Source organism: Paenibacillus sp. FSL R5-0407, from assembly GCF_038009185.1.
GTDB lineage: Bacteria > Bacillota > Bacilli > Paenibacillales > Paenibacillaceae > Fontibacillus > Fontibacillus vini.
Map to the genome: position 1 here is coordinate 58,990 of NZ_JBBPAX010000002.1, position 25,019 is coordinate 84,008.

Annotated in this window: 23 protein-coding genes and 2 riboswitches; of the genes, 12 read left to right on the plus strand and 11 right to left on the minus strand. The window is 51.4% G+C overall.

What is annotated here, in order from left to right; genetic code table 11:
• Positions 1-34: 34 nt before the first annotated feature.
• The 6 genes from sdaAA to NYE70_RS19700 all read right to left on the minus strand — a co-directional run bounded on the left by sdaAA (position 35) and on the right by NYE70_RS19700 (position 6,452).
• Positions 35-916, minus strand: coding sequence for an L-serine ammonia-lyase, iron-sulfur-dependent, subunit alpha (gene sdaAA, locus NYE70_RS19675; protein ID WP_211021997.1), 882 nt, complete (start codon positions 914-916; stop codon positions 35-37).
• Positions 917-931: 15 nt separating this feature from the next.
• The gene (sdaAB, locus tag NYE70_RS19680; protein WP_211021995.1) at positions 932-1,597 is read right to left on the minus strand and encodes an L-serine ammonia-lyase, iron-sulfur-dependent subunit beta; all 666 of its coding nucleotides are present in this window, start codon (positions 1,595-1,597) and stop codon (positions 932-934) included.
• Positions 1,598-1,761: 164 nt separating this feature from the next.
• A riboswitch (glycine riboswitch) is annotated at positions 1,762-1,877 on the minus strand.
• Positions 1,878-1,938: 61 nt separating this feature from the next.
• Positions 1,939-2,928: an ABC transporter ATP-binding protein gene (locus NYE70_RS19685; RefSeq protein WP_290406879.1), complete on the minus strand. Its 990-nt coding sequence runs from the start codon at positions 2,926-2,928 to the stop codon at positions 1,939-1,941.
• Positions 2,929-2,943: 15 nt separating this feature from the next.
• Positions 2,944-3,744 carry an ABC transporter permease gene (locus NYE70_RS19690; RefSeq protein ID WP_341047678.1) on the minus strand — a complete coding sequence of 267 codons (801 nt, stop codon included), beginning with the start codon at positions 3,742-3,744 and terminating at the stop codon, positions 2,944-2,946.
• Positions 3,741-4,517, minus strand: a complete 777-nt coding sequence (locus NYE70_RS19695; RefSeq protein ID WP_341047680.1) for an ABC transporter permease — start codon at positions 4,515-4,517, stop codon at positions 3,741-3,743. The genes NYE70_RS19690 and NYE70_RS19695 overlap by 4 nt, the downstream gene beginning before the upstream one ends.
• Positions 4,518-4,724: 207 nt before the next feature.
• Positions 4,725-6,452 carry a cellulase family glycosylhydrolase gene (locus tag NYE70_RS19700; protein ID WP_341047682.1) on the minus strand — a complete coding sequence of 576 codons (1,728 nt, stop codon included), beginning with the start codon at positions 6,450-6,452 and terminating at the stop codon, positions 4,725-4,727.
• A 274-nt stretch (positions 6,453-6,726) separates the two neighbouring features.
• Here NYE70_RS19700 and NYE70_RS19705 point away from each other — a divergent pair, with 274 nt between their 5' ends.
• The 6 genes from NYE70_RS19705 to speD all read left to right on the plus strand — a co-directional run bounded on the left by NYE70_RS19705 (position 6,727) and on the right by speD (position 15,247).
• Entirely contained in the window at positions 6,727-7,071 is a 345-nt protein-coding gene (locus NYE70_RS19705) for a DUF805 domain-containing protein (RefSeq protein ID WP_341047683.1), read from the plus strand.
• Positions 7,072-7,218: 147 nt separating this feature from the next.
• The gene (gene mscL, locus NYE70_RS19710) at positions 7,219-7,620 is read left to right on the plus strand and encodes a large conductance mechanosensitive channel protein MscL (protein ID WP_211021983.1); all 402 of its coding nucleotides are present in this window, start codon (positions 7,219-7,221) and stop codon (positions 7,618-7,620) included.
• Positions 7,621-7,919: 299 nt separating this feature from the next.
• Complete coding sequence (locus tag NYE70_RS19715; protein ID WP_341047686.1) at positions 7,920-10,655, plus strand: glycoside hydrolase family 9 protein; 2,736 nt, start codon at positions 7,920-7,922, stop codon at positions 10,653-10,655.
• 97 nt (positions 10,656-10,752) lie between these two features.
• The gene (locus tag NYE70_RS19720; protein WP_341047688.1) at positions 10,753-13,743 is read left to right on the plus strand and encodes a glycoside hydrolase family 48 protein; all 2,991 of its coding nucleotides are present in this window, start codon (positions 10,753-10,755) and stop codon (positions 13,741-13,743) included.
• Between the two features lie 210 nt (positions 13,744-13,953).
• Entirely contained in the window at positions 13,954-14,304 is a 351-nt protein-coding gene (locus NYE70_RS19725; RefSeq protein ID WP_211021977.1) for a DUF2087 domain-containing protein, read from the plus strand.
• A 136-nt stretch (positions 14,305-14,440) separates the two neighbouring features.
• On the plus strand, positions 14,441-15,247 hold the full coding sequence (gene speD, locus NYE70_RS19730) for an adenosylmethionine decarboxylase (protein ID WP_211021976.1): 807 nt from the start codon (positions 14,441-14,443) through the stop codon (positions 15,245-15,247).
• 50 nt (positions 15,248-15,297) lie between these two features.
• Here speD and rpmG read toward each other — a convergent pair whose 3' ends face one another.
• Entirely contained in the window at positions 15,298-15,447 is a 150-nt protein-coding gene (rpmG, locus tag NYE70_RS19735; protein WP_059046469.1) for a 50S ribosomal protein L33, read from the minus strand.
• 45 nt (positions 15,448-15,492) lie between these two features.
• The gene (locus NYE70_RS19740; RefSeq protein ID WP_211021974.1) at positions 15,493-16,749 is read right to left on the minus strand and encodes a GTP-binding protein; all 1,257 of its coding nucleotides are present in this window, start codon (positions 16,747-16,749) and stop codon (positions 15,493-15,495) included.
• A gap of 156 nt (positions 16,750-16,905) precedes the next feature.
• Between NYE70_RS19740 and NYE70_RS19745 the strand changes: the two genes are divergently transcribed.
• Entirely contained in the window at positions 16,906-17,922 is a 1,017-nt protein-coding gene (locus tag NYE70_RS19745) for a permease (protein WP_211021972.1), read from the plus strand.
• A gap of 9 nt (positions 17,923-17,931) precedes the next feature.
• Positions 17,932-18,843, plus strand: coding sequence for a TIGR03943 family putative permease subunit (locus NYE70_RS19750; RefSeq protein ID WP_341047692.1), 912 nt, complete (start codon positions 17,932-17,934; stop codon positions 18,841-18,843).
• A 29-nt stretch (positions 18,844-18,872) separates the two neighbouring features.
• On the opposite strand, the gene NYE70_RS19755 is transcribed toward NYE70_RS19750, so the two are convergent.
• Complete coding sequence (locus NYE70_RS19755; protein WP_211021968.1) at positions 18,873-19,283, minus strand: NusG domain II-containing protein; 411 nt, start codon at positions 19,281-19,283, stop codon at positions 18,873-18,875.
• Between the two features lie 205 nt (positions 19,284-19,488).
• Here NYE70_RS19755 and NYE70_RS19760 point away from each other — a divergent pair, with 205 nt between their 5' ends.
• Entirely contained in the window at positions 19,489-19,977 is a 489-nt protein-coding gene (locus tag NYE70_RS19760; protein WP_211021966.1) for a flavodoxin domain-containing protein, read from the plus strand.
• A 62-nt stretch (positions 19,978-20,039) separates the two neighbouring features.
• Here NYE70_RS19760 and NYE70_RS19765 read toward each other — a convergent pair whose 3' ends face one another.
• Together NYE70_RS19765 and NYE70_RS19770 are read right to left on the minus strand one after the other, a co-directional pair.
• Positions 20,040-21,062, minus strand: coding sequence for an ABC transporter substrate-binding protein (locus NYE70_RS19765; RefSeq protein ID WP_211021964.1), 1,023 nt, complete (start codon positions 21,060-21,062; stop codon positions 20,040-20,042).
• 178 nt (positions 21,063-21,240) lie between these two features.
• Positions 21,241-22,755, minus strand: coding sequence for a copper amine oxidase N-terminal domain-containing protein (locus NYE70_RS19770; protein WP_247681750.1), 1,515 nt, complete (start codon positions 22,753-22,755; stop codon positions 21,241-21,243).
• Between the two features lie 182 nt (positions 22,756-22,937).
• A riboswitch (PreQ1 riboswitch) is annotated at positions 22,938-22,981 on the plus strand.
• 116 nt (positions 22,982-23,097) lie between these two features.
• On the opposite strand from NYE70_RS19770, the gene queC reads away from it, so the two are divergent.
• From queC to queE, 3 genes are read left to right on the plus strand one after another with little or no spacing between them, the layout of a single operon-like run.
• Positions 23,098-23,778 carry a 7-cyano-7-deazaguanine synthase QueC gene (queC, locus tag NYE70_RS19775; protein WP_211021960.1) on the plus strand — a complete coding sequence of 227 codons (681 nt, stop codon included), beginning with the start codon at positions 23,098-23,100 and terminating at the stop codon, positions 23,776-23,778.
• A gap of 2 nt (positions 23,779-23,780) precedes the next feature.
• Positions 23,781-24,275 (plus strand): 6-carboxytetrahydropterin synthase QueD, encoded by a 495-nt coding sequence (queD, locus tag NYE70_RS19780; protein ID WP_211021958.1) that lies wholly within the window; start codon positions 23,781-23,783, stop codon positions 24,273-24,275.
• A complete protein-coding gene (gene queE, locus NYE70_RS19785) occupies positions 24,268-25,014 on the plus strand; it encodes a 7-carboxy-7-deazaguanine synthase QueE (protein ID WP_211021956.1) in 747 nt (248 codons plus the stop codon). Before queD ends, queE begins: the two co-directional genes overlap by 8 nt.
• The last annotated feature ends 5 nt before the right edge of the window (positions 25,015-25,019 follow it).

Here is a 25,019-nt window from a genome sequence, read left to right on the forward strand (position 1 = left end):
TTCAGTATAAAAAAACAGCCGCCCAAAAGGGCGGCTATTTTTTGCGTGCTCGCAGTTCCTTCATGATCTTGCGGCCGGTCGGAGTCTGAGCCAGACCGCCTTGGGCGGTCTCCCGGTGCCGGCTCGGCATGGCGGAGCCGACCTCCAGCATCACGTCGATCACCTCGTCGGACGGAATGGCGCTTCGCACACCGGCCAGCGCCATATCTGCAGCCGCCAGCGCATTGACTGCCCCGAATCCGTTACGGACGATACAGGGGATTTCGACGAGGCCGCCGACCGGATCACAGATCAAGCCGAGCGTATTTTTAAGAGCCAGCCCGACCGCATGCACCGCCTGCTCCGGCGTGCCTCCGCGCAGTTCCACCATAGCCCCGGCCGCCATGCCGATCGCCGAGCCGACTTCCGCCTGGCACCCGCCTTCGGCGCCGGAGATGAACGAATTGTTGGCGATCACGTAACCGATCGCCCCGGCGCAGAACAGCCCCCGCACCAGATGCTCGTCGTCCCAGCCGAAACGTTCCTGGGCGCTTACGAATACGCCGGGAATGATACCGCATGAGCCTGCCGTCGGCGTCGCGACGATCCGCCCCATGGAAGCGTTGACCTCCGACACGGCCAGGGCATAAGCCATCGCCTGGCAGGCGATGTCTCCTGCTGACGATTCTTCACGCTTCCGGTATGCCTCCACCCTTTTGGCATCACCGCCCGTCAATCCGCTGGGCGATTTCGTTTCCTCCGTCAATCCTTTATGCACCGCGCTTTTCATGATTTGGTAATATTCCGTCATGACCGTCATTATCTCGGCCGCGGATTGGCCGGTCTCTTCAGACTGATCCTGAATCATAATTTCCGAAATCGTCTTGGATTCACTCTCACACAGTTCCATGAGTTCCTGCAAATTGCGAAACCGCATCGTACCCGCTCCCTCCTAAGTCAGATGAATATATGAAACCCGGCTGACGTAAGGCAATGAGGTAACCTCGCCAATCAGCGGTTCAGGAATGGCCGAGTCCGCTTCCACCACAGTAAGCGCTTCTCCTGTCCTGCCCTTCCGGTCGGTAATAATATAACCTATATTGACGTCCGCTTTACTAAACAAAGCGGTAATCCCTGCCAGCACGCCCTGACGGTCGGCATGAGCCACCACCAGCGTAGGCAGCTCGCCGGAGCTCTTCACTTCGAATCCGTTAATGTTGCGGATCACGACGGTCCCCCCGCCGATGGAAGCCCCAATCACTTCGCATCGCTCTTCCCCGGAGGTCAAATTTATTTTTACTGTATTCGGATGAGCTCCAGGCGCCGTGCCGGTTGAAAAGTGCAGGTTCACTCCGGCCTCCTCCGCGTTTTGCAGAGAATTGCGAATCCGCTCGTCATCCGTGCGGTAATCCAGGATACCGCCCACTACCGCAAGATCCGTGCCATGCCCCTTAAAGGTCTCGGCAAACGAACCATAGAAGCAAATATCGGCCTCCGTCGGCTCGGCACCGAGCAATTGTCTTGCAAAGCGTCCGATCCGTACCGCTCCGGCGGTATGGGAGCTGGACGGGCCGATCATCGCCGGCCCGATAATTGAGAACACATTCTTGAATCGCATCGATATCTCCCCCGGCTGCTCTTATTCCTCAAGAAAGTCAAGTCATGCAAAAAGGACAGGAAAAGGCCAATTGCCTCTTCTCTGTCCCGGTTACCAGAAAGTTTAATGTCCCTCATCACTCGGACACGTACCCCTTGGGTGGCTGAACGCTCTCTCCAGAGTCGCGTCGGATTATGGTCCTGTTACCTGAGAGATTCATGACTGGCGCGCAAGGCCTGCCCTTTGCTCCTTCGGTGCCGCTCATTCCTGCAAGGATGGCGGGCTCTCCCATAATCGTCATTCGCGTATATTATAGTTTGTATTAAATGTAATTTGAGCAGGTAGAAATGTCAAGTTCTGGCTCAGGAGGCGGAAAAGCTGCGGATAACCTCCTCAAATTCCGGCTCCTCCATCGCAATATCGTCGATCTCGCCCCAGGTGCCCACGATTCGGATGATCTCCATCGTGCTGACCTCGGTACGGTTTGCCTCGATCATAACGGTATCGTCCTCCATGCCCGTCACACGGAACAAATGAGAATGAGCGCGGCGGTCCAAATCCTCCGGTACATGATAAGCCCCACGGAACTTGATCCGGATGGATGTCGGCAGCCCGATCATCTCCCGCAAGGACGGGATGGTTCCATCATACGTGAGTTGCCCGTGATCAATGACCATGACCCGATTGCACAGCTGTTCGATATCGTCCATGTCATGCGTGGTCAGCAAAATCGTTTTGCCGAAATCCTGATTCAGTGTGCGCAAAAACTGCCTGATATTGACTTTCGCGTGCACATCCAGCCCGATCGTCGGCTCGTCGAGAAACAGCAGCTCGGGATTATGGAGCATGGCGGCTGCAATATCCGCCCGCATCCGTTGACCAAGGGACAGCTTTCGCACTGGCGTCTCCCAAAATTCATTCAGATCCAGCAGCTCTGCAAACTGATTCAATCTTTGATTTTTATCGGCCGGGCTGACATCGTACATTTGAGCCAAAATATCATAGGAATCCTTAACCGGAAGATCCCACCAAAGCTGACTCCGCTGTCCGAACACGACGCCGAGCTGCCGCACCGCTTTCCGGCGGTCCTTGTGCGGGTTCCAGCCGCCCACGGACACCTCGCCGGAGGTGGGGTGCAGGATCCCGGTCAACATCTTTATCGTGGTCGACTTTCCCGCTCCGTTCGGACCGATATAGCCGACAAATTCTCCCCGTTCCACTTGAAAGCTGATGCCGCGCACCGCCTCTTTATGCCGGTATTCCCTGGAGAATAACGTGCGTATGCCGGAAAATCGGCCTTCCCGAACAACCGGGGTCTTAAACTCTTTATATAAATTCCGGGCTTCGATCATTGCTTAACCCCTCCCCTAGCTTCCCGTACTTTGGTATCTAGTGATGCCGAACCGCCAGAAGCGCAGGCTTGCCGCAAGACAGACGATCGCCACGCCTGCCGATGCCGCGAGCACCCATGCCCCCAACTCGCCCCGTAAAATATAAAGGGACGGAATGTAATTCACGAAGCCTACCGGGATTACGATCAGCAGCAGAGAGGACATCCACTTGGGATATATCGAGAGCGGGTACTGTGCCGCTGTACGGGCCGCATCCTCCGTGAATGTCTGCAGTTCGCCGATCCGTGTAGTCCAAAAGCCGATCGTAGCCGTCGCGAGACCGATCGAGAACAAGATGACCGCGCCCGTGCCAATAATAAACAAAGTGGATGGCACAGCGGTCCAACCGACTTGCCCGCCCTTCATCATCCCTCCGAGGGACCAGCAAAGGATGAACCCGCCCTGCAACACTTCGCCGAGCATAATCCGGAAATTTTGCGGCATCAATGCAAGCAGCACCGGCATTGGCCGGGTCAAGAGCTGATCGAAATCGCCGCTGACGAGGTATTTTTCCAAATGATGCACCTCATCGGCAAAGGTCCGGTACAGTGTTTTGGACAAGGTCATTACCGCGAATAAATAACCCACCTCATAGATGGACCAACCCTGGATAGCGCCGAATTTATGCAGTACAATCGCGACCATCAGAAACTCGGAGATCTGGATCAGGGCGGCCAACACCGCCGCAAGCAGGAAATTAAACTTATATTGCATCCGGCTTCGGATACTGGTGCGGATCAACAGCCGGTACAAGGTCAACCAGGATTTAAGCTTCATCCTCCCTGCACCTCCACTTTCCGTCGCACCACTTTGGTCGCCAGAAGACAGAGAACCGTCAGAAGCGCGCACCAAAACAGGGTTCCCCATAACCAAAAGGCATTACCATAGCCGAGATACACAGTCGTGGGCACATATAACAGATAAGGATAAGGAGACATCCAGGCCAGACTCTCCAGCGGTCCCGGCAGCCATTCGAGCGGAATAAAAAATCCGGCAAGCAGATTGATAAGCGCGTGATTGCCCCAATAAAGCCATGACGACTCGGTTGTCCATAATGCGCTGACTCCTATGAGATAATTCAAGCAAATGGATAAGTAAGCAGCTCCGGCCAATCCGGCAGCGGTGTGCAAATAAGTAATTCCATGCTGTGGAGTCTGAAGCGAAAACACAAAAAAGTACAGGAGATAAATCGGAATGGATTTGTAAAGAAGCTGGTAGGCGATTTGCCCGCATTCCCTGGCCGCCATATGGCTGAACAGATGAACGGGACGCATCAGATCAAGCGAGATTTGACCGGTCCTGACGGCTTGCGGAATACCGAGACCGTTCGAGATGAAGCTGGTAATCCAGAGCGCCGCCTGGGTAAAGGCGATGTAGCCGACCATTCCCTGCGTTCCGTATTCCCCCAAAGGGTGATCCCGGCCCAGGCCGATCCAGATGCACGCGTACATGAACCCGAACATGGCGCTAGCGAGATTGTGCACCATATGCGCGCCGCGGTATTGAAGGTTGCGGGCATAGGCTTTGGAAGCCAGCGTGAAATAGAGCATAAGTATAGCACCTCCGATAAGCATAATAGACGCTGAAATCCGTCCACTTCAGACAAGGCGATTTTGCAAGAAGGACACTATCATACCTTAATATTCCAAGCCGGACAAGAGGTTTCTTGAGATAAAATAAGTAGTTCGCACATTCACTCCGTTACGAAAAAAAGAAGTCCAGGCCTTTACAGGCACAGGACTTCGATTACAAATCCTTTATTCTGCCGAAACTTGCCCCTTCACGACGGTTCCCTTCTTTGTGAGCTTGTAATTCACAATCTCGCCGCTCCAGAAATGGAATTTCAGAATGACCTCTCCGTCTTTCACCTCTTTGAAAAATTCAGGCAAAAGCTTGATTTGGTCGGTCGCGAACGAAGGTGCGAAGGTGTATCCGAACTCTTTGAAAGAAGTCCAATCCTGCGGTCCGGCATTCCCGCCGCCAGGATATACCGCCTCCATCGTGGCAAGCTGGTTCCCGTTAAATACTGTAGGAATCGCAAATTCTTCAGTGGACCCGGAGGCATTGAAGAGCTCAGGCGTTTTGTTGACAACGATTTTAAAATTCCATTCCGGACCGTAGCTGAAACGTGCGTTGACAATAGCGTTTTGGCCCAAATGTCCGGCCGCCGTCAATTTCGTGAGCCGGCTGGCTTTAAGAATCAGCTCTTCCCCGTTCAATTCGTAATCTTCGCCCTGAACCAGTTTTTCGCTGCCCGCGAACAATCCGGTCAACTGGTTTCCGTTCAGATTCAGCTGGATTTTCGCATCTTGAATTTCCGCCCCTTGCTTCAGGTAAATCAGATCGGTTTCGGCAGTGGACGAACGTCCTGTCCACCCGGCTTTCATAATGTTGAATAATTGCTCGTCAGACCATTTAAACGTAGTCCGGCCAAAATGCTGCCCGTTATCCCACAGCATATGCGTAATTTTCTTTTCTTTAAGATAATTGGTCAAAATCTCGAAGAACTTCAGTTTCTCGCCCTGCTCGATGACACCAGTGTTTTTGTCGAAGCCGAGCAACCCGTATTCGCCAAGGATAACCGGGATTCCTTTGGCGACCAGCGTGTTGTAAACGTTGTCAAAAGTGGTTGTCAAATCATTCAGCGTATCCTTCTCCAGCTTATAGTACCCGGCAATGTTCACGCTGAACGGCCAGAAACCATAAAAATGTACGGTTGCAATCAAATTCTTATCGTTAAGCTTATTGATCGTGTTGTACAGAACCGTCAAATCTTCCTGCTGCGGCGAAGTCTCGCGGGTCGGAATCACCAAGGGGCGCTCCGCGTTGAGTCCGCCGGAATTTCTAACGATATGATGGAAAGAAGTGATCAGTTCTTCCAGCATTTCATATTGCTTGGCATGATCCGTAGTCCCGCCATCCGTAAACCGCGGCTCGTTGATCGCTTCAAACATAAGCTTGTTGGAATGGTTCTTAAACCGGTCGGCGATCTGAGTCCATGCCGATTTATACTTTGCGAGCACTTCGTCATGATTCTTCTCCATATGGCTGATCCACTGCCAGGAATCATGATGCATATTAATCATGACGTACAGATCGGCTTCCAGAGCCCAGTTTACAACTTCCTCTACCCGGTTTAAATACGCCGGATCGATCTTATAGTCGGGTGCTTCACCCATGTGCTGGCCCCAGGTCACCGGAATGCGGATGCTCTTATAACCTTGGCCGGCAATTTCTTGAATCAATTCCTTCGTAACGCGGGGATTGCCCCAACTCGTCTCGTCGTCTCCCGTAGCGTCAAGCGTATTTCCCAGGTTCCAGCCTGGCTGCATGTCCTCGACATAAGCCTGAATGTTGATTGCTGCATTTTCCTTGGAAGCCGCGACCGGTTTCGAATCGGCCGAAGCTACCGACGAAAAGATCGATACCAACATAGCCACAGCCATCGTCAGCGATAAAAAAGAACGATGATGCTTTTTACTCATGAACTCATTACTCCCCTCTCGTTTGCCATCGATTTTATGTAAGCGTTTTCCATACAATAATTTACCATGGGTACCCAGTAGAAGATACCGTATAAATTTAAAGGGAAATCATGTACAAATCAGTGGTTGAAATGAATATCTTAAATAATAGACTCATAAATTTTAAAATAGATATTGTCGAATTTTGGAATTTCAATTATATATAAATAGAACAAGTTATTCTCCGAATATACATAGTTCATAAAAAACAGTTACTTAGGAGGGAATTTATTTCATGGATTGGTATCTCAAGGTTTTGCAAAATTATGTGGGCTTTCAAGGAAGAGCCCGGCGGACAGAATACTGGATGTTCTTTCTGTTCAATTTCATTATCGGTATTGTCCTAGGCATCTTAGGAGCCGTAATCGGCCTGGGCAACGGTTTAAACTATCTTTACTCTCTGGCTATTTTACTACCGTCATTGGCGGTAGGCGTCCGCAGACTGCACGACACGGGTAAGAGCGGCTTATGGCTTTTAATCGCCTTAGTTCCGTTTGTGGGGGCGATTGTCCTGCTCGTATTCATGTGCCTGGACAGCGAAGAAGGTACCAACCAATACGGTCCGAATCCGAAGTATTAATTACCGGATCAATCGATCCAATCTTTAGTCGAAAACTGTCTCCTACTTCCATGGGGGACAGTTTTCTTTTTATGGACTCTTGGCTCGCTTTCTATTATTGGATACAATGAATGTAATCTAAATATGAAACAGGAGCGGTGTACTTGTATGTGGAAAGAGTTTAAAGCTTTTGCGTTGAAAGGAAATGTACTGGATCTCGCCATCGGGGTCATTATCGGGGCGGCCTTCGGCAAAATCGTCGCTTCTCTCGTGAGCGATATCCTCATGCCTCTGGTAGGCCTGCTACTTGGGGGCGTCAACCTCTCCGGTCTAACATTCACGTTTGGAAATGCCACGCTGAATTACGGAGTTTTTTTACAAACCGTCGTCGATTTCCTGATCATTTCGTTCTCCATCTTTCTTTTCATCAAAGGAGTATCCCGATTCAAACGCAAAGAAGAGGAAGTCAAACCTGAGCAAGCCCCTCTTCCCTCAAATGAAGAATTGCTGCTGGCCGAAATTCGGGATCTGTTAAAACAAAACGCCCAGTTGAACAAGCCGGAGGCTTAAGTCTATCAGCGTGGTACACCTATCAATTTGACAATTGGTATGCAGTGACAAGAGTCCCTCATGTTAAGCATGAGGGACTTTTCACATTCAAATGGAATTTATAGAAATTTTTTACTGTAAAAACTAGAAAATATTAGTTTTACATGGTATATTATGGATGGGACAAGAGAAATCCCACCCCATGCTGAAGACAGCGCGTCCTCTACTTTACCGAAAGTGAGGTGAACGGGCTATTTTTTTGTGTACAGCCGAAAGTCGTTTGTTTAGTAGAATCACTCTAAGAGAGGATGAAATCTGCTATGGGCAAATGGTTCAGGAAAAGTAGTGCACTGTCATTCAGTATTTTGTTAGCGCTTACAAGTTATTCGGGATGGTCATCCCTTCCCGGCAAGGCAAGCGCGGCCGCTTCCGATTACAATTATGCCGAGGCGCTGCAAAAATCGATCTATTTCTATGAAACGCAGCGGTCCGGAGAGCTTCCCGATAACAACCGTGTGGAATGGCGCGGGGATTCGGGAATGCAGGACGGTGCGGACGTTGGGCATGATTTGACCGGAGGGTGGTATGATGCCGGGGACCACGTCAAGTTCGGATTCCCGATGGCCTCCACGGCAACCCTGCTGGCCTGGTCAGTGTATGAATACCGCGAAGGCTATGAGCAATCCGGTCAACTGGATGAAATACTGGACAATATTCGCTGGGCAACGGACTATTTTATGAAAGCGCATACGGCCCCGAATGAGTTATGGGGGCAAGTCGGTAACGGAACAGCTGACCATAACTGGTGGGGACCGGCCGAGGTGATGCCGATGCAGCGCCCGGCATATAAAATCGACGCTGCCCATCCCGGTTCCGATCTGGCCGGTGAAACGGCAGCCGCGCTGGCAGCCGCTTCGATCATTTTTAAAGACAGCGATCCGTCTTATTCAGCCGAGCTGCTCCGTCATGCCAAGGAATTGTATAGCTTCGCAGATCAATACCGCGGCAAATACTCCGATAGTATCACGGACGCCACACAGTTTTATAACTCCTGGAGCGGGTACGCCGATGAGCTGAGTTGGGGAGCGGTTTGGCTATACCTCGCTACCCAGGACCAGAATTATCTGGACAAAGCGATCGCCGCCAGCGACTTGTGGGGCACCAATCAGCAGGGGCAATGGGATTACAAATGGACCCACGCCTGGGATGACAAACATTATGGAGCCCAGCTCCTGCTGGCCCGGATCACCGGAGACCCCCGTTTCGTTCAATCCACGGAACGAAATATGGAGTTTTGGACCACCGGCGTTAGCGGTACGGGCGAAAAGGTATCGTACACCCCCGGCGGCCTTGCCCATCTCGATCAATGGGGAGCTCTGCGGTATTCCGCCAACCAGGCATTTCTCGCCTTTGTGTACTCCGATTGGGTGAGTGATGCCGCGAAGAAAATAAACGCGCGTTCATTCGCTGAACAGCAGATCCTGTACATGCTTGGCGACAATCCTCGGAACAGCAGCTATGTTATCGGCTTCGGCGATAATTCGCCGCAGCATCCGCACCATCGTACCTCTCACGGGTCCTGGGCGGACAGTCAGTCCGTACCGGCGAATCATCGGCATGTGCTGTATGGCGCGCTAGTTGGCGGACCTTCAAAAACCGACGCCTACACCGACTCGATCGGGGATTATGTGTCCAACGAAGTTGCGACGGATTACAATGCCGGCTTCACCGGTGCTTTGGCCAAAATGATGCTGCTTCACGGCGCCGGCCAACAGCCTCTCTCCTCGTTCCCTGCCCCGGAAACCCGCGAGGACGAAATGTTCGTTGAGGCCTCGGTCAACGCCAGCGGCAGCAACTTCATCGAAATCCGGGCTTTGCTGAACAATCGCTCCGGATGGCCTGCACGCGCCAGCGAAAACATGTCCTTCAAATATTATCTTGATCTCAGTGAAGCCGTCGCCGCCGGGTATGGACCGGAAGACATTACGGTAACGGCGGGAGGCTACAACCAGGGGGCTACCGTATCCCAATTGCAGCCCCACGATGAAGCGAACAACATTTATTATACGAACGTGGATTTCACCGGAACGCGCATCTATCCGGGCGGCCAATCGGCGTACCGCAAAGAGGTGCAATTCCGTATCGCCGGGCCACTGAACACGAATTTCTGGGATAACAGCAACGACTTTTCGTATCAGGGAATCGGAACTAACAGCGCCGGACCGGTAAAAAGCGCAAATATTCCGGTGTTCGACGCCGGCGTCCGGGTATTCGGCAAAATTCCGCCGGGAGGCGGAAATCCGGGTGAACCCCAAGTCCCTGTAGCGCCTAAAGGAGTAAAAGCGACTCCGGGCAGCGGAACGGTAGACTTGTCCTGGAATGCGGTATCGGGAGCGGCCGATTATGTAATTCAACGTTCGGAAGCGAGCGGCGGTCCTTATACTACCGTAGGCAGCGTGACCGGCACCTCGTTCAGCGATAGCGGCCTGAGCAACGGTACAACCTATTTCTACGTCGTTATGGCGAGAAATCAGGTCGGCAGCAGCCTTCCTTCCGCTCAAGTCAGCGCGACGCCGCGAGAAATCCCCATTCCTGCGGAAGGGGACTTAAGAGTTCAATATCGCACCAACGACACCAATGCCGGAGATAATCAGATCCGGGCCCAGTTCAAGATCGTCAACACCGGAGACGAAGACATTTCGCTCAGCAATGTGAAGCTGCGTTATTATTACACGATCGACGGGGACAAAGCGCAGCAGTTCCACTGCGATTACGCCGCAATCGGCAGCGGAAACGTGAGCGGTTCTTTCGTTAAACTGGACTCCCCTCTTCCGGGGGCCGATTATTATCTTGAAATTAGCTTTGGCCCAAGTGCGGGCACCCTGGCACCGGGTGCCGACACCGGGGAAATTCAAATCCGCTTCAATAAAACCGACTGGACCAATTTTAGCGAAGGCGATGATTATTCTTATGACGGAACAAGGCAAAGTTATGCCGAGTGGGACAAGACGCCATTATACCTGAACGGAACTCTCGTGTGGGGAGCAGAGCCCTGAGCCAAGCCTAGCCAGAATCTGATCAAACTGACTGCCAAGATCGATAAGCAAAGCCATTCAATCCTTACCCAAATTAAATTGAAGGGATGATGGATTTATGAAAAGATCGAACGTGTTCAGGAAACCTCTCTCGCTTGCCTTGACTGCCGCATTATTATTTTCTTTGATAACCGGTGTGTTCGGTGCCGGGACTCCAAAAGCGATGGCCGCCTCCCCGGAAGAAACCCGCTTTCTGCAGCTTTACGATCAGCTTAAAGATCCCGCCAGCGGATATTTTTCGCCCGAGGGCATCCCCTATCACGCTGTTGAAACCTTGATGAGCGAAGCCCCGGACTACGGGCATATGACGACCTCCGAAGCCTACAGTTACTGGATGTGGCTAGAAGTACTGTATGGCCACTATACGGGAGACTGGAGCAAGCTGGAAGAAGCCTGGGATAACATGGAGAAATATATTATCCCGGTGAATGAAGGCGACGGTAAAGAAGAACAGCCGACCATGAGCTATTACAACCCTAACAGTCCGGCGACCTATGCCGCAGAATATGACCAGCCGGACAAGTATCCGAGCCAGCTAAGCGGACAATATGCCGCAGGTAAGGACCCGCTCGATGCCGAGCTGAAGGCGACCTACGGCAATAACCAGACTTATCTTATGCATTGGCTCGTCGATGTGGACAACTGGTACGGATTCGGAAACCTGCTGAACCCCAGCCATACCGCCGCATACGTAAACACCTTCCAGCGCGGCGAACAGGAATCGGTTTGGGAAGCGGTCCCTCACCCCTCCCAGGACGACAAATCGTTCGGTAAACCCGGCGAAGGTTTTATGACCCTCTTCACGAAAGAGAGCAACACGCCGGCACCACAATGGCGTTATACCAACGCGACGGATGCCGATGCCCGGGCCATTCAAGCCATGTACTGGGCTAAGGAGCTCGGCTATGACAATGAAGTTTATTTGCAAAAGGCCGAAAAAATGGGCGACTATTTGCGCTACGGCATGTACGACAAGTACTTCCAGCAAATCGGCAGCGCCTCCGACGGCTCACCTTCGGCCGGTACCGGCAAAGATGCCGCGCACTATCTGATGGCCTGGTATACCGCCTGGGGCGGCGGGCTTGGAAGCACCGGCAACTGGGCATGGCGCATCGGTGCCAGCCATGCCCATCAAGGCTATCAGAACGTAGTCGCAGCCTATGCCCTGTCCGATCCGGAAGGCGGCTTGATCCCGTCTTCGCCGACGGCGGGGACGGACTGGGCCACTTCGCTGAAACGTCAGCTTGAATTCTACTCCTGGCTGCAGTCCAGCGAAGGCGCCATAGCCGGCGGGGCGACCAACAGCTATGACGGTGCCTATAAAGCATATCCGGCAGGAACCAGTACGTTCTACGGAATGGCCTATGACGATGCGCCGGTCTATCATGATCCTCCTTCCAACAACTGGTTCGGCATGCAAGCCTGGCCGGTGGAACGGATCGCAGAGTTATACTATATTCTCGCTTCCAATGGAGACACCTCGTCCGAAAACTTCCAAATGGCCAAGCAGGTCGTTGAAAACTGGGTCGACTGGTCGATGGATTATGCCTTCGCCAACAGCCGTCCGGTGACCGATTCGGAAGGCTATTACCTCGATCAGCAAGGGAACCGGGTACTCGGCGGCAACGATCCGCAAATCGATACCGTGTCCGCTCCGGGGGAATTCTGGATTCCGAGCAATCTGGAATGGCAAGGCAAACCGGATAGCTGGAACGGATTCAGCAATCACACCGGCAATCCGGGTCTTCACGTGGTTACGAAAAACCCGGGACAAGACGCCGGAGTGCTCGGCAGCTACATCAAAGCTTTAACCTTCTTTGCAGCCGCTACGAAGGCGGAAAACGGCAGCTACTCCGCACTCGGCAGCCAGGCCGAACAATTGGCCAAATCGCTGCTGGATGCGGCTTGGGGATACAATGACGGTGTCGGCATCACAACGGTAGAGCCTCGCAGCGATTACTACAGATATTTCATGAAGGAAATTTACTTCCCGAACGGATGGAACGGAACCTTCGGCCAGGGCAACGCCATTCCGGGAAGCAGCACCGTTCCTTCCGATCCTGCCAAAGGCGGAGACGGGGTGTACGCCAGCTATATCGATGTCCGTCCGGAAATTACAAACGATCCGGCCTGGTCCTATCTCGAAAACAAATTCAACACGTCCTGGAACCCGCAAACCAAACAATGGGATAACGGGACTCCGGAATTCACGTACCATCGCTTCTGGTCCCAAGTCGACATGGCAACAGCCTATGCCGAATATGACCGGCTGATCAACGGCGGCGGAGGAGGCCCGGTAGAGCCTGTGGCTCCTAAAGCGCCGACAGGCCTTAAGGCGACAGCCGGCGACGCTCAAGTCGGTTTGACCTGGAACAAACCGGCCGGCGCCGAGTCTTATACGGTCAAACGGGCCACCCTCAGCGGCGGACCATACACCGACATCGCCACGATTTCCGAAACGGATTACACCGATTTCGACGTGGTCAACGACACGACTTACTACTATGTGGTAAGCGCAGGCAATGCGGCAGGTTCCAGCCCGGATTCCGCAGAAGTCAGCGCGACGCCGACAGAGGCGCCGATTCCCGCGGAAGGCGATTTGACCGTCCAATACCGGACGAATGACAACAACGCGAACGACAATCAAATCCGGGCCCAATTCAAAATCGTCAACAACGGGGACGAAGCTATTGCGTTAAGCGATGTAAAGCTGCGTTATTATTACACCATCGATGGAGACAAAGCCCAGCAGTTCCATTGCGACTATGCCGCGATCGGAAGCGGTAATGTCAGCGGCACTTTCGTCAAGGTGGACCCTGCTCTTCCGGGAGGAGATTACTATATCGAGATCTCCTTCGGTGCCGGAGCCGGAAGCCTGGCCCCCGGTGCGTACTCCGGAGAAATCCAAGTCCGCATCAATAAAACCGACTGGACTAATTATGCGGAAGCGGACGATTTCTCTTATGACTCGACCAAATCGGCATATGCCGACTGGGAGCGCGTTCCCGCTTACCTGAACGGCAGCCTCGTTTGGGGACTCGAGCCTTAATCGCGATCAACACAAGGAAAGCCCGGCGGATGCATCCGCCGGGCTTTTTTTGTTCTTGGTTAGGTTCAAAACGATTAACTGTTAAAGGGCATGGAGCAAGTTCGTATTTGACTCCTTTAACTTATTAGATTATTATCTAATTAAACATTCATCGAATTTAATTGACTTCATTTTCTGTTCAATTCGAACAACTTAAGGAGGGTCTTATTCATGCAACTTCAGCCAAACGAAAAACAAGAAACGGAGCGGTTGACCTTGGAGTCCAAACAGCAGGCACTGCAAAACAGCGTTATCCGAAACTTTTTTACCGCGGAGGGTACATTGAAACACCTGCCCGCCCAATACAAGAAGAAGCTGATCGTATTACATCATCTTGTATCCTTGCTGGATCCGGTGCGGAAATATGCGGAAAAAGAGATCAACGAATTTATCAAGCAGTTTCACGGCGATTATGCCACCATCCGCAGAGAATTCATCATTCACCGGCTGATGTCCCGAGATCAGGAGGTTTATGAAGTAAATCCCCGGGATCAATGGGAAAGATGGGATGATTTGAACTGAAGTTACTTCCCCCCGCGGCTAACTATTTGCCTCTACCTCCCTCCGAGACGTTTTTTCCGGGACAGAATGGGTATAAAAGTAAGGTAATGCAAACAAACTTTACCTTGAGAACAGCCATGAAAAGGGGGATTCCCTCATGAAACTGACCCAGGAACAGCGGATCCAGTTGCACGAGTTTAACAATTTGACCAAATCGCTAAGTTTTAATATGTATGATATTTGCTATACGCGAACCAAAGAAGAACGGGAAGCCTATATCGCGTACATTGACGAACAGTACAATTCCGACCGGCTTACGAAAATTTTGACCACCGTTGCGGAAATTATCGGCGCCCATGTTCTTAATGTGGCAAAGCAGGATTATGTCCCTCAAGGGGCCAGCGTTACCGTGCTTGTTTCGGAGGGGCCGGTGGTGGAGGTGCCGAACGAATCGTTCGAGGAATCGCCCGGACCTCTGCCGGATAATGTAGTCATCCAGTTGGACAAAAGCCATATTACCGTCCATACGTATCCGGAGTACGATCCGAATGAAGGAATTTGCACATTCCGGGCGGATATCGATGTCTCGACTTGCGGTGAAATTTCACCGCTGAAGGCGCTGAATTATTTAATCCACTCTTTCGATACCGATATAATGACGATCGATTACAGAGTCAGGGGCTTCACGCGCGATATCAACGGTCAGAAGCTGTTCATCGACCATGATATCAGTTCTATCCAGAACTATATCCCCGACGAGGTGCTTGACCAGTACCATATGATTGACGTCAATGTGTACCAGGAGCATATTTTCCATACCAAATGCAAACTGAAGGAATTCGATCTGAACAATTACCTGTTCGGCTACACCAAGGACACACTTAGTCCGCAGGAGCAACTGGAAATTACGGAGCGTTTGACGATCGAGATGGACGAAATATTTTATGGGAAAAATATTATTTGACCGGCCTGGGGCCGGTCTTATTTATTTTGAGGCAGTCCTATATCCCCAGGCTATCTTGTTTCTCTGTGAATCGTATATTTTCTCAGCCGAGGCGAATATTTACGCAATTCCAGACGCTCCGGATGAGTTTTTTTGTTTTTGGTGGTCGTATAGTTTCTGTCCCCGCATTCCGTGCAAGCCAAAGTGACAACTACGCGCATAACCTTCACCTCCTTCCTGGTTCGGTACAATTCTATAAAATCCGGTCATTTGCCCATGGCGGCCTCATAATCCTCATCACTGATCCAGGGGAGCGGGTTGTTGAAACCGGACCAATCCAGCTCCATCTCCTCCGCCGTAAGCAGGCAATCGTCGAGGTCCCGCTCCAGCCCGCTTCGATCCATATCGATGCCGATTAACACGACTTCGTTCAAACGGTCACCCCAGACGGAATCCCATTTCGCCAGTACCTCCGGTTCTGTCTCGAACACCGTTTTCCGTTCTTCCTCATTGAGAGCAGCCACCCACCTGCCGGCCGGACCGAATTGGATCGAGGGGCCGGCTTGGCTCAGGCTTGCCGCCAGATCATGCTTTACTGCAAGCCATACGGTTCCTTTGGCTCTCACGACTTCAACCGGCCAATTTTCCAGCACCTTGGCGAGCCTTTCCGGATGAAAAGGTTTCGATCTCCGGTACACGAAGGAACCTATGCCGTACTCCTCCGTCTCGGGCGTATGCTCTTCCCTCTGAAGCTCTTTGATCCAACCGGCGGACAGGCTGGCTTTTTCGAAATCAAATCGGCCCGTGTTCAATATCTCCTTCGGATCGACCACACCGTTGCTTGAAGTAATCAGCTTGGCCGTCGGCTGCAGTCTGCGAAGCACTCCCTTAAGCTCTTCGAGATCGTCCTGGCTCACCAGATCGCATTTATTCAGGATCAGCACATCACAGGTTTCGATCTGGTCGATCAGTAAATCGACCACGTCCCGGGTATCCTCTTCCCCTGTCGCCTGTCCCCGGTCGAGTAGCGTTTCGCCCGAGCTGAAATCATGCCAGAACCGATAGGCATCCACCACGGTCACCATGGTGTCCAGTCTGGCAAAGGCGGTCAAGTCGATTCCCGTATCAGGATCTTCATAAGTAAAGGTTTGGGCTATGGGAACCGGCTCGCTGATTCCGGTAGATTCAATCAAAATGTAATCAAACCGGCCTTCCGCCGCCAGCTTTTGGACCTCTCTCAGCAAATCGTCCCGGAGCGTACAGCAGATGCAGCCGTTGGACAGCTCCACCAGCTTCTCTTCCGTTCTGGATAGCTGGGCCCCGTTGCTCACAAGGCCGGCGTCGATATTAATTTCACTCATGTCGTTTACGATTACGGCTACTTTCATGCCGCCGCGCTGGTTCAGAACGTGGTTAAGCAGCGTGGTCTTGCCTGACCCCAGATAGCCGCAAAGCACGGTGACGGGTATTATTTTCGTATCCAATGTCACTAACTCACTTGCCCCTTCCAATTTAAGTGTCATTTCTTATTCGTAATTATTACGATTAATAACAATTACTATATCCCCCGCTAACCAAGTTGTCAACGGTTCACGAAAATTTTGCTTTTCTGTTCTGAACTCTTATTCAGCTAAATAGTAATGATTATGATTAAGAATCCCGTAAAGGAGATCCCGTCGATGAACAAACTCTTTCCGCTCCGCATCCTTCCCATTTTGGCGCTTGCCGCGTTCATTTTGGCTTGTATGACCGTCCTCTTGCCTCTCGCCGCAGGCTCCGTCGATTTAACCTACCTATATACGTTCCGGACAAGCTTTCTCGGCATATTGCTGGAGGCACTGCCGTTTGTCCTGCTAGGCTCGATATTGTCCTCGCTGGTGCATTTATACGTATCCGAACAATTGCTGAAAAAGTGGATCCCCAAAAATCCGGCCGCCGGAATTTTGACCGCCTGTATTCTCGGGCTCTTGTTCCCCGTTTGCGAGTGCGGCATGATTCCGCTGATCCGCAGACTCATCCAGAAAGGTATGCCCGTATATATTGCGACAGTTTTCATTCTATCGGGGCCGATTATCAATCCGGTCGTCTTCGGCGCGACCTACATGGCTTTCCGGCTGTATCCCGAGATGGTTTACGCCCGGATGGGACTGGCCTTTTTCGTAGCCGCCTCCATCGGGGTCATGATTTACGTCACCTGGAAAACAGACCCGCTTAAAACGGCTTCTGCATCCGGAGCAACCGCTCAAGACCATCACGCTCACCATTCCCATTCAAATCAAGGTAAAAAGAAGTGGACCTCCATCTTTGTCCACACGGCGGATGAATTTTTCGATATGGGCAAATATTTGTTGCTAGGCTGCATGCTTACCGCAGGAATACAATCCTTTGTGGCCAAAGAAAGCCTTGAATCCATCGGCAGCGGCCCTATCAGCGCCTATGTGTTCATGATGGGATTCGCATTTCTGCTGTCTCTTTGCTCCACTTCCGATGCTTTCGTCGCCCAAACGTTTCTCCATTCGTTTTCTTCCGGATCCCTGCTCGCTTTCCTCGTCTTCGGTCCGATGCTTGATTTCAAAAATACACTAATGCTGCTGTCCGTTTTCAAAACGAAATTCGTCATTTACTTGGCTTTTCTGATTTGTACGGTGGTCTTTACGGGGGCAGTTGCTGTAGATGCTTTCTTTTTAAGCCAATAGGAGGGAATTATGATGAATGAAGAACCGGTCTTCCGGAGCCATGAACTGATCCGCAGTCTCATCCTACTCGGCTTCGCCATATATATCGCTCGTCTGTCCGCTACAGGCTATCTTCAATATTACGTTGCACCGGAAATGTATCCTTGGCTACGGCTGAGCGTCATTCCGCTCGTCGCGCTATCCGTCAATCTTGCGTACCGGGCTATGTTCGGGACGAAGCACGGTGTGGATTGCCATTGCCAACACCCCGTCACCGGTTCCAAACTCAAACATGCGGCGATTTATGCCCTATTTATTCTTCCGATACTATTAGGAAGCCTACTTCCCGACCAGGCTCTCGGGGTTACGGCCGCAGCAAAAAAAGGCATGATTCTCGGATCGCCCGTACTGACCAGAGAACAGCTGGACGGCAAATTCAAAGCACCGGACAAGTACAATGTGGAATTTGCCGAACTGGCCAAGCTGCTATATGTGCAGGATCCAATCGAAGTTAAACCGGAAATATATTCAGAAATCGTAGGGTCTATACAATTGTTCAAAGAGGAGTTCAAGGGAAAGAGGATCAGGCTGAGCGGTTTTGTTTACCGCGATGAGGGCGTTTCACCGGATGATGAATTTGTCCTGGGACGTTTTCTCGTGCAATGCTGCACGGCGGATGCTTATCCCTTCGGCGTTCCGGTCCTTCTTCAGGCTAACCATCCCGCCGTCCGAAACGATGCATGGTTAGAAGTCGAGGGGAACTTGGTTACGGTAATTCGCGAAGATAGGGAAGTTATTGCGGTTGAAGCCGAGTTGGTGACCGAAATTCCACGACCGGATACTCCTTATATTTATCTCAACAGTAAAGCGGTGGAACAATGGATCCAAGAGGCAAGAGAGTCTTCTGGAGGTATTAAGCCGGGGGCTGGGGATGACTCGTAAAGACAAACTCCAAGCTTGGGCTTTCCCGCTTAACGGACATAAGCATCCACTTCATCTTCCTCATTCTCCTTGCTACCTTTATTTCCGGCAATTTCCACGTAGACCCGGTTCGGGACGCAGATAATGGTCTCATTCGGCCGGGATATGAATCCCATGGCCATGGAAATTTTTTTGGGACAATCCGCAAAAATCATCTGGATGCCCCCGTCAAACTTTTTAAGAATATTATGCCCGAACTCGGTTTTAATCTCGATTTGTTCGGTCGCTCCATTCAGGGGAACGGTTTTGTACAATTGACCGTCCACCGTGATGACCGCATTCAGGTCTGCCGGATTATATGTATGACTCTGTTCGTTAAAATAGCGGAGCCCCAGCCAGAGGATACCTACTGCGACAAGCACAGCGATGAGCCAGAGATCGCCCTTTTTCAACTTCAGCATGTATGTCAATCTTCCCTTCACGGATCAGGGCTCAACCCCGTTTAATTGTAATAATTACGAATATAGGACAATATTAAAAAATTTCTTATTCTTTTGTCAATGCGCAAAGATATGGTCGCAAGCTTAGCAGTATGATAAATCTCTTATCTCTTTGAAGCTCCATTATATATAATTTGGAAAATGCGATTTGAACAGGAGGTTCGCTATGAGTGTATTGATTGCTTATGCCGGAAAGTACGGCTGTACGGCAAAATGCGCGTCCATGCTGGAAAGCCGGTTGACGGGTCCGGTAAGTATCGTTAATTTGCATCATGACCCCCTTCCCGACCTCGCTGCTTTTGAAAAGATAATTATCGGAGGATCCATCTACTACGGACAATGGCAAAAGCCTTGCGTCCGGCTCTGCCAGGAACATCTGAAGACTCTCTTGCAAAAAAAGGTCGGGGTGTTCGTTTGCTGCGGGTCCCCCGAGCAAGCAGACCAGTTTATCGCCCGTGCCCTGCCGTCCGAATTGCGGGATTCCGCCCTGAAGATCTCGTGCTTCGGAGGAGAACTGAAACCGGACGATATGAACTGGTGGGACCGGTTCGTTACGTCCATGGTAGCGAGATCCGCCGCCAAAAAGAACGCTCCCCCCTCAACTATACTGCAGGAAGCTATTGTTGATTTTTCAACTGCCATGAATAAAGCATAAAATTAAAGGGCTGCCGCAATCTTAAGGGAACTTAAGAATACGGCAGCCCGTTTAATAAAGGTTTACTTTTGATTTTGGCTAATGATCAGATCCGTCAGGATGTCGATCTGTTTCTCCAGGTTCAGACCGTCAACCATCCAGAATTGCTTCATATCCAGCATATAAACGTGATTATTCTTAACCGAAGGGAGGTTCTTCCACACTGCCCCGTTCATGACTTCCTTGGCCCGTTCCGCCCCGCCGTCCGGTTCATATACGGTAACAAACATATGGTCGGCCGCATAATCTCCAAGCACCTCAAGCGAGATATCGCTGCCGGTTCCAGGGAACACTTCGGATTCGATCTTCGGCAACGGCTTCAGCCCGAACATTTTATACAAATTGAATCCGGCATCTCTTGTAGCCGGCCATACCCAGAAGTTTTTGGCCCAGATCGAATACGTACCGATTGTTTCGTCCGGTCCGATGACCTCTTGCAGCTTTTGCTTAGCTTCTTCCGCTTTCTTTTGATAACGTGCGATGAATTCTTCCGCTTCTTTTTCGCGGCCAAGCAAATCACCCATCGTTCTCACTTCGTCAATCGGATCGATGCCTTCCCATCCGGTGGTAGCCAGCGTTACTGTCGTCGTGATTTTTTTCAATTGCTCTGCGATATCAGCAGGTGTATAGGAAGGGATAATGATCAGGTCCGGATTCAGTTCCAATACCTTCTCGACGGAGATATCGCCTACATTGACTACACCCTCCAGTTCTTTTTCCAAGAGCACGGAATTCTCCAATGCCACCGAGCCTGCGCCGACCGGCTTAACGCCAAGTGCCGCCAAATCGCCCAGGTGAGTAATCGAAACGATCCGCTGCGGGTTCGTCGGAACTTCAATGTCCCCGTTCAGATCTTTGAACGTTTTCGTCTTCGCTGCATCTGTATTCGAGGCCTGGTTGCCTGAATTCTGATTGGTTTGATTTGCTGGTGCATTGTCTGTATTTCCGGCTTTATTCCCGCCATTCTGTCCCCCGCAAGCGGATAGGACGATGGACAGTAACAAGATCGCCGTCAAAGATAGAAAGCTGTGCTTCATGTAACGCATAGTTTGACCCTCCATTGTCACTGATAATGATTATCATTTTCTTTATGGTTTCATATTATATCAGGAGCGCCCCCCTTGTCTACAAAAAAAAGATGGATGCTTCGAGCATAGTCGAAGCAAATCCATCTTCTTTAAAGGATAATATTCGAAATCCGGCATTTCATAAAATCAGTTGCGCTTATGGGCGCTCCACCGTAATCCAGCCCTCTTCGTCAACGTTGACCGTTGCTCCAAGCGATTCCGCAATAAAACGCAGCGGCACATACATTGTTCCATCTTCATGAACAAACACGGCCTGCGGCAGCGTAACCGGCTGGCCATTCACGGTAGCCTTGTTAGAGCCTTTAGTCACGGCGATCTTCGCACCGGTAATATCGTCGGTAATGACGATTTGACTGGAGCCCGGCGTCCACTTCACATCGGCATCCAGTTGTTCCGACAAGTAGCGGAGCGGTACGAAGGAGGTGTTCTTTTTGGAGATGACCTCATAATAGTCGTTGTAAGGATCGAGCAAAATATACTTATACGAAATTTGCATTTCGTCCTTCAAGATTTTGTATATCACCGAATTTGTATCAAAATTGCGCAGAATTTGCCCAGGAGTCAAGTATGGGTCCATGGCGTCGATGACTCCGGCCGCGGTATTCACTTCGTCCGTTTTCACGGTTCCGCCGACGTTCCATATCTCGCTGTCCACATGGACTTTAACCGCTTGAATCGGCAAATCTTCCGACGCAGGAAGGGCGATATTCAGTTCCACCTTTTCCTTGCGGATATTCAGCTTGCTGTCAAAATAGAGATTCATCTTCAATACAGTATCTTTGCCCAGGATCGTCGCAAGTTCCGGCGTCTCCGCCATCAAATCCGCCATTTGCTGGTCGTAATCGGCTAACAGATTGTTCAGCTCTTCCTGAAGCGCTGCAGCCATTGCCGCTACAGTAACCGCTTTGGATTCGGGAAGAATGTCCGTTGCATAGGAATCGATGATATCCGTACCCATTCCCGAACTCATCAGCGGATAGAATACATCGTAAAAAGTTCCGATCAGGTCTTTGACTCCCTGTTCATCCTTGGCGACACTCGTCAGAAACGGTTTGATCAAACCGATCAGCTCATCCCCCCGCAATTCAACCTGCAGGTTGGTCAAATTCAAGGATTCCCCGTTTACGGTTTCACTGCCCTGCTTTACCGATACCTTGCTCGGATTCGGCAAATGCTTCAGAACAAACTCGCTCGCCTTCTTCGTTAATTGCTGGATTTGATCCTGATACTCCGTCATATCCGGCATGCCTGTGTCGGCGGGATCAAGCGATATGTATACCGGCTGCTTGGCTCCTTCAACCTGAATCGCCATTCCTTTATCGTCCATCGACAAATGGAAAGGCAGCTTGTTACCGTCGTACCCGACCGATCCCTTGATCGAAATATTGGAAGCATCCTGCATCTTGGCGCTATCCACATTCAGCGAGAAGGAATTGATCAGATCGATCGTCTTCTTATCTTCCGCAGAGAGCGTTCCTGTCGCCGGAACAAGCTCTACCGACAGAGTCTGCTTGGATTCACTTGATGTCGGCTGGATGCTTTGAACCAACGCCTTGTTGATATCAAAGCCCGCCACTGCCTGGCAGCCCGCGAGCGCAATCATCAGAAGCGTCAGCGGAAGCGCAAGCCATTTGAATTTTATTGTCTTCATCCCCATGAGTCCCCCTCTTCATCATATTATTCCATTATCATCCAACGGTTTCGGGTTTGTAAATAGAGAATTAGGCGGATTTATTTGCTTACATTACCATACCGCCTGAGGCGGCAAGTATGTTATAATGGCTGCGGGCGCAAGCCTGTGACAATTGAAAAAAAGATCCTTGCGGCTATCGCACGGAAGAGGTTCGCGAACTCCCTCTATAAAAAACTAATGGTGCCCCTGCCTGAGTAGCATGGGCTTGTTTTTTTGCGATGTAAGTTCAAGAACTCTCTTTCTTCCCAGAAGGCGTTTGCTCGCCTTCGGATCAATCCAAGAAGAATGAGAGGTTTTTTTATGCTTAAAAATGAAAAAGCGGTCGTTGTTTTCAGCGGCGGCCAGGACAGTACCACCTGCTTGTTTTGGGCGCTTGAGCAGTTCCGTGAAGTCGAAGCCGTCACCTTCGATTACGGTCAGCGCCATTCTCTGGAAATCGAATGCGCCAAAGGAATCGCGGATGAATTGGGGGTTAAATTGACCGTCCTGGACATGTCCCTCCTCGGTCAATTGACGCAAAATGCGCTCACCCGCAGCGACATCCCGATCACGCATGAGGAAGGGGAGCTTCCCAGCACCTTTGTGGAGGGCCGGAACCATCTATTCCTCAGCTTTGCTGCGGTACTGGCCAAAGGCGTCGGAGCACGCCACCTGGTAACCGGTGTATGCGAGACCGACTTCAGCGGATACCCGGACTGCCGGGACGCTTTCGTTAAATCGCTGAACGTGACCTTGAATCTGGCGATGGACTTTGATTTCGTCATTCATACGCCCCTGATGTGGATTGACAAAGCCCAAACCTGGCAACTGGCCGATGAGCTAGGCGCTTTCGATTTTGTCCGCGAACGTACGCTGACCTGCTATAACGGAATCATCGGGGACGGCTGCGGCGACTGTCCCGCCTGCAAGCTCAGAAGAGCCGGAATGGACAGCTATCTTCAGACTCGCGGTACCGGCGGCTCCGTCAAGGAGGAGTTCTAAATATGGAACGGACACCCGGAGAATTTCGAATCGTAGAACAGTTGCAGGTGCTTGGTCAGGACATCGCCAAAGAGCAGCTCCGTTATCATCGTCGGCGCGTGCTCGTCAGCAAGGAGTTTACCTTCGATGCGGCCCACCATCTGCACGCATATGACGGGAAATGCAAAAACCTGCACGGCCATACGTACAAAGTAGTCTTTGGTATCAGCGGAAAGCCCGACGAGGTGGGGATCACCGTCGACTTCGGCACGATCAAGCAAATTTGGAAGGAAGAAATCGAAGGCTATTTGGATCACCGCTATTTGAATGAAACGCTGCCTCCGATGAATACGACGGCCGAGAATATGGTCGTTTGGCTCTTTGAGAAGATGGAAGCCTCCATGGCATTGGAGTGCTACCGCTCTTCTCTCCCGGAGGCCCGTACGGAATTCGTACGCCTGTACGAGACACCGACAAGTTACGCGGAAGCTAGACGGGAGTGGATGAGGGATGAATGAAGAAATCAAACAACAGCACATTCCCGTGCTTGAAATATTCGGCCCGACTGTTCAGGGCGAAGGCATGGTTATCGGACAAAAGACGATGTTCGTCCGCACCGCAGGCTGTGATTATCGCTGCAGCTGGTGCGACTCCGCTTTCACCTGGGACGGCAGCGCCAAAGAGTTGATCTCCCGGATGACCCCTGCGGAGATTTGGAACGAACTGTACCGGATCGGAGGCGACCGGTTCTCGCACGTGACCTTGTCCGGCGGGAATCCTGCCCTCCTGCCTCAGTTGGAGGGACTTGTCTCTTTGCTCCGGAGCAAAGGCATCACGGTGGCCGTAGAGACGCAAGGCTCCCGGTGGCAGGACTGGCTGAGCGACATTCACCAGGTGACGATCTCCCCTAAGCCGCCCAGCTCGGGAATGAATACCGATTGGGCCATGCTGGACGAGATCGTCGCCAAGCTCGATGGACGACCTGCTCCCTTGGCGGTGAGCCTCAAGGTCGTCGTGTTCGACGATGCCGACCTTGCCTACGCCAAGCAGGTGCACGCCCGTTATCCGGGCGTTGCGATGTTCCTGCAGGTCGGCAACCCCGATGTGCGGCGTATGGACATCGGCCACCACGCCGCTGACTTGCTGCATCGTTACGAAGCACTCATAGACCGGGTTATGTCTATGAGCGATTTGAACGATGTACGTGTTCTTCCCCAGCTTCATGCCCTGGTATGGGGCAACAAGCGGGGAGTTTAAAAAAG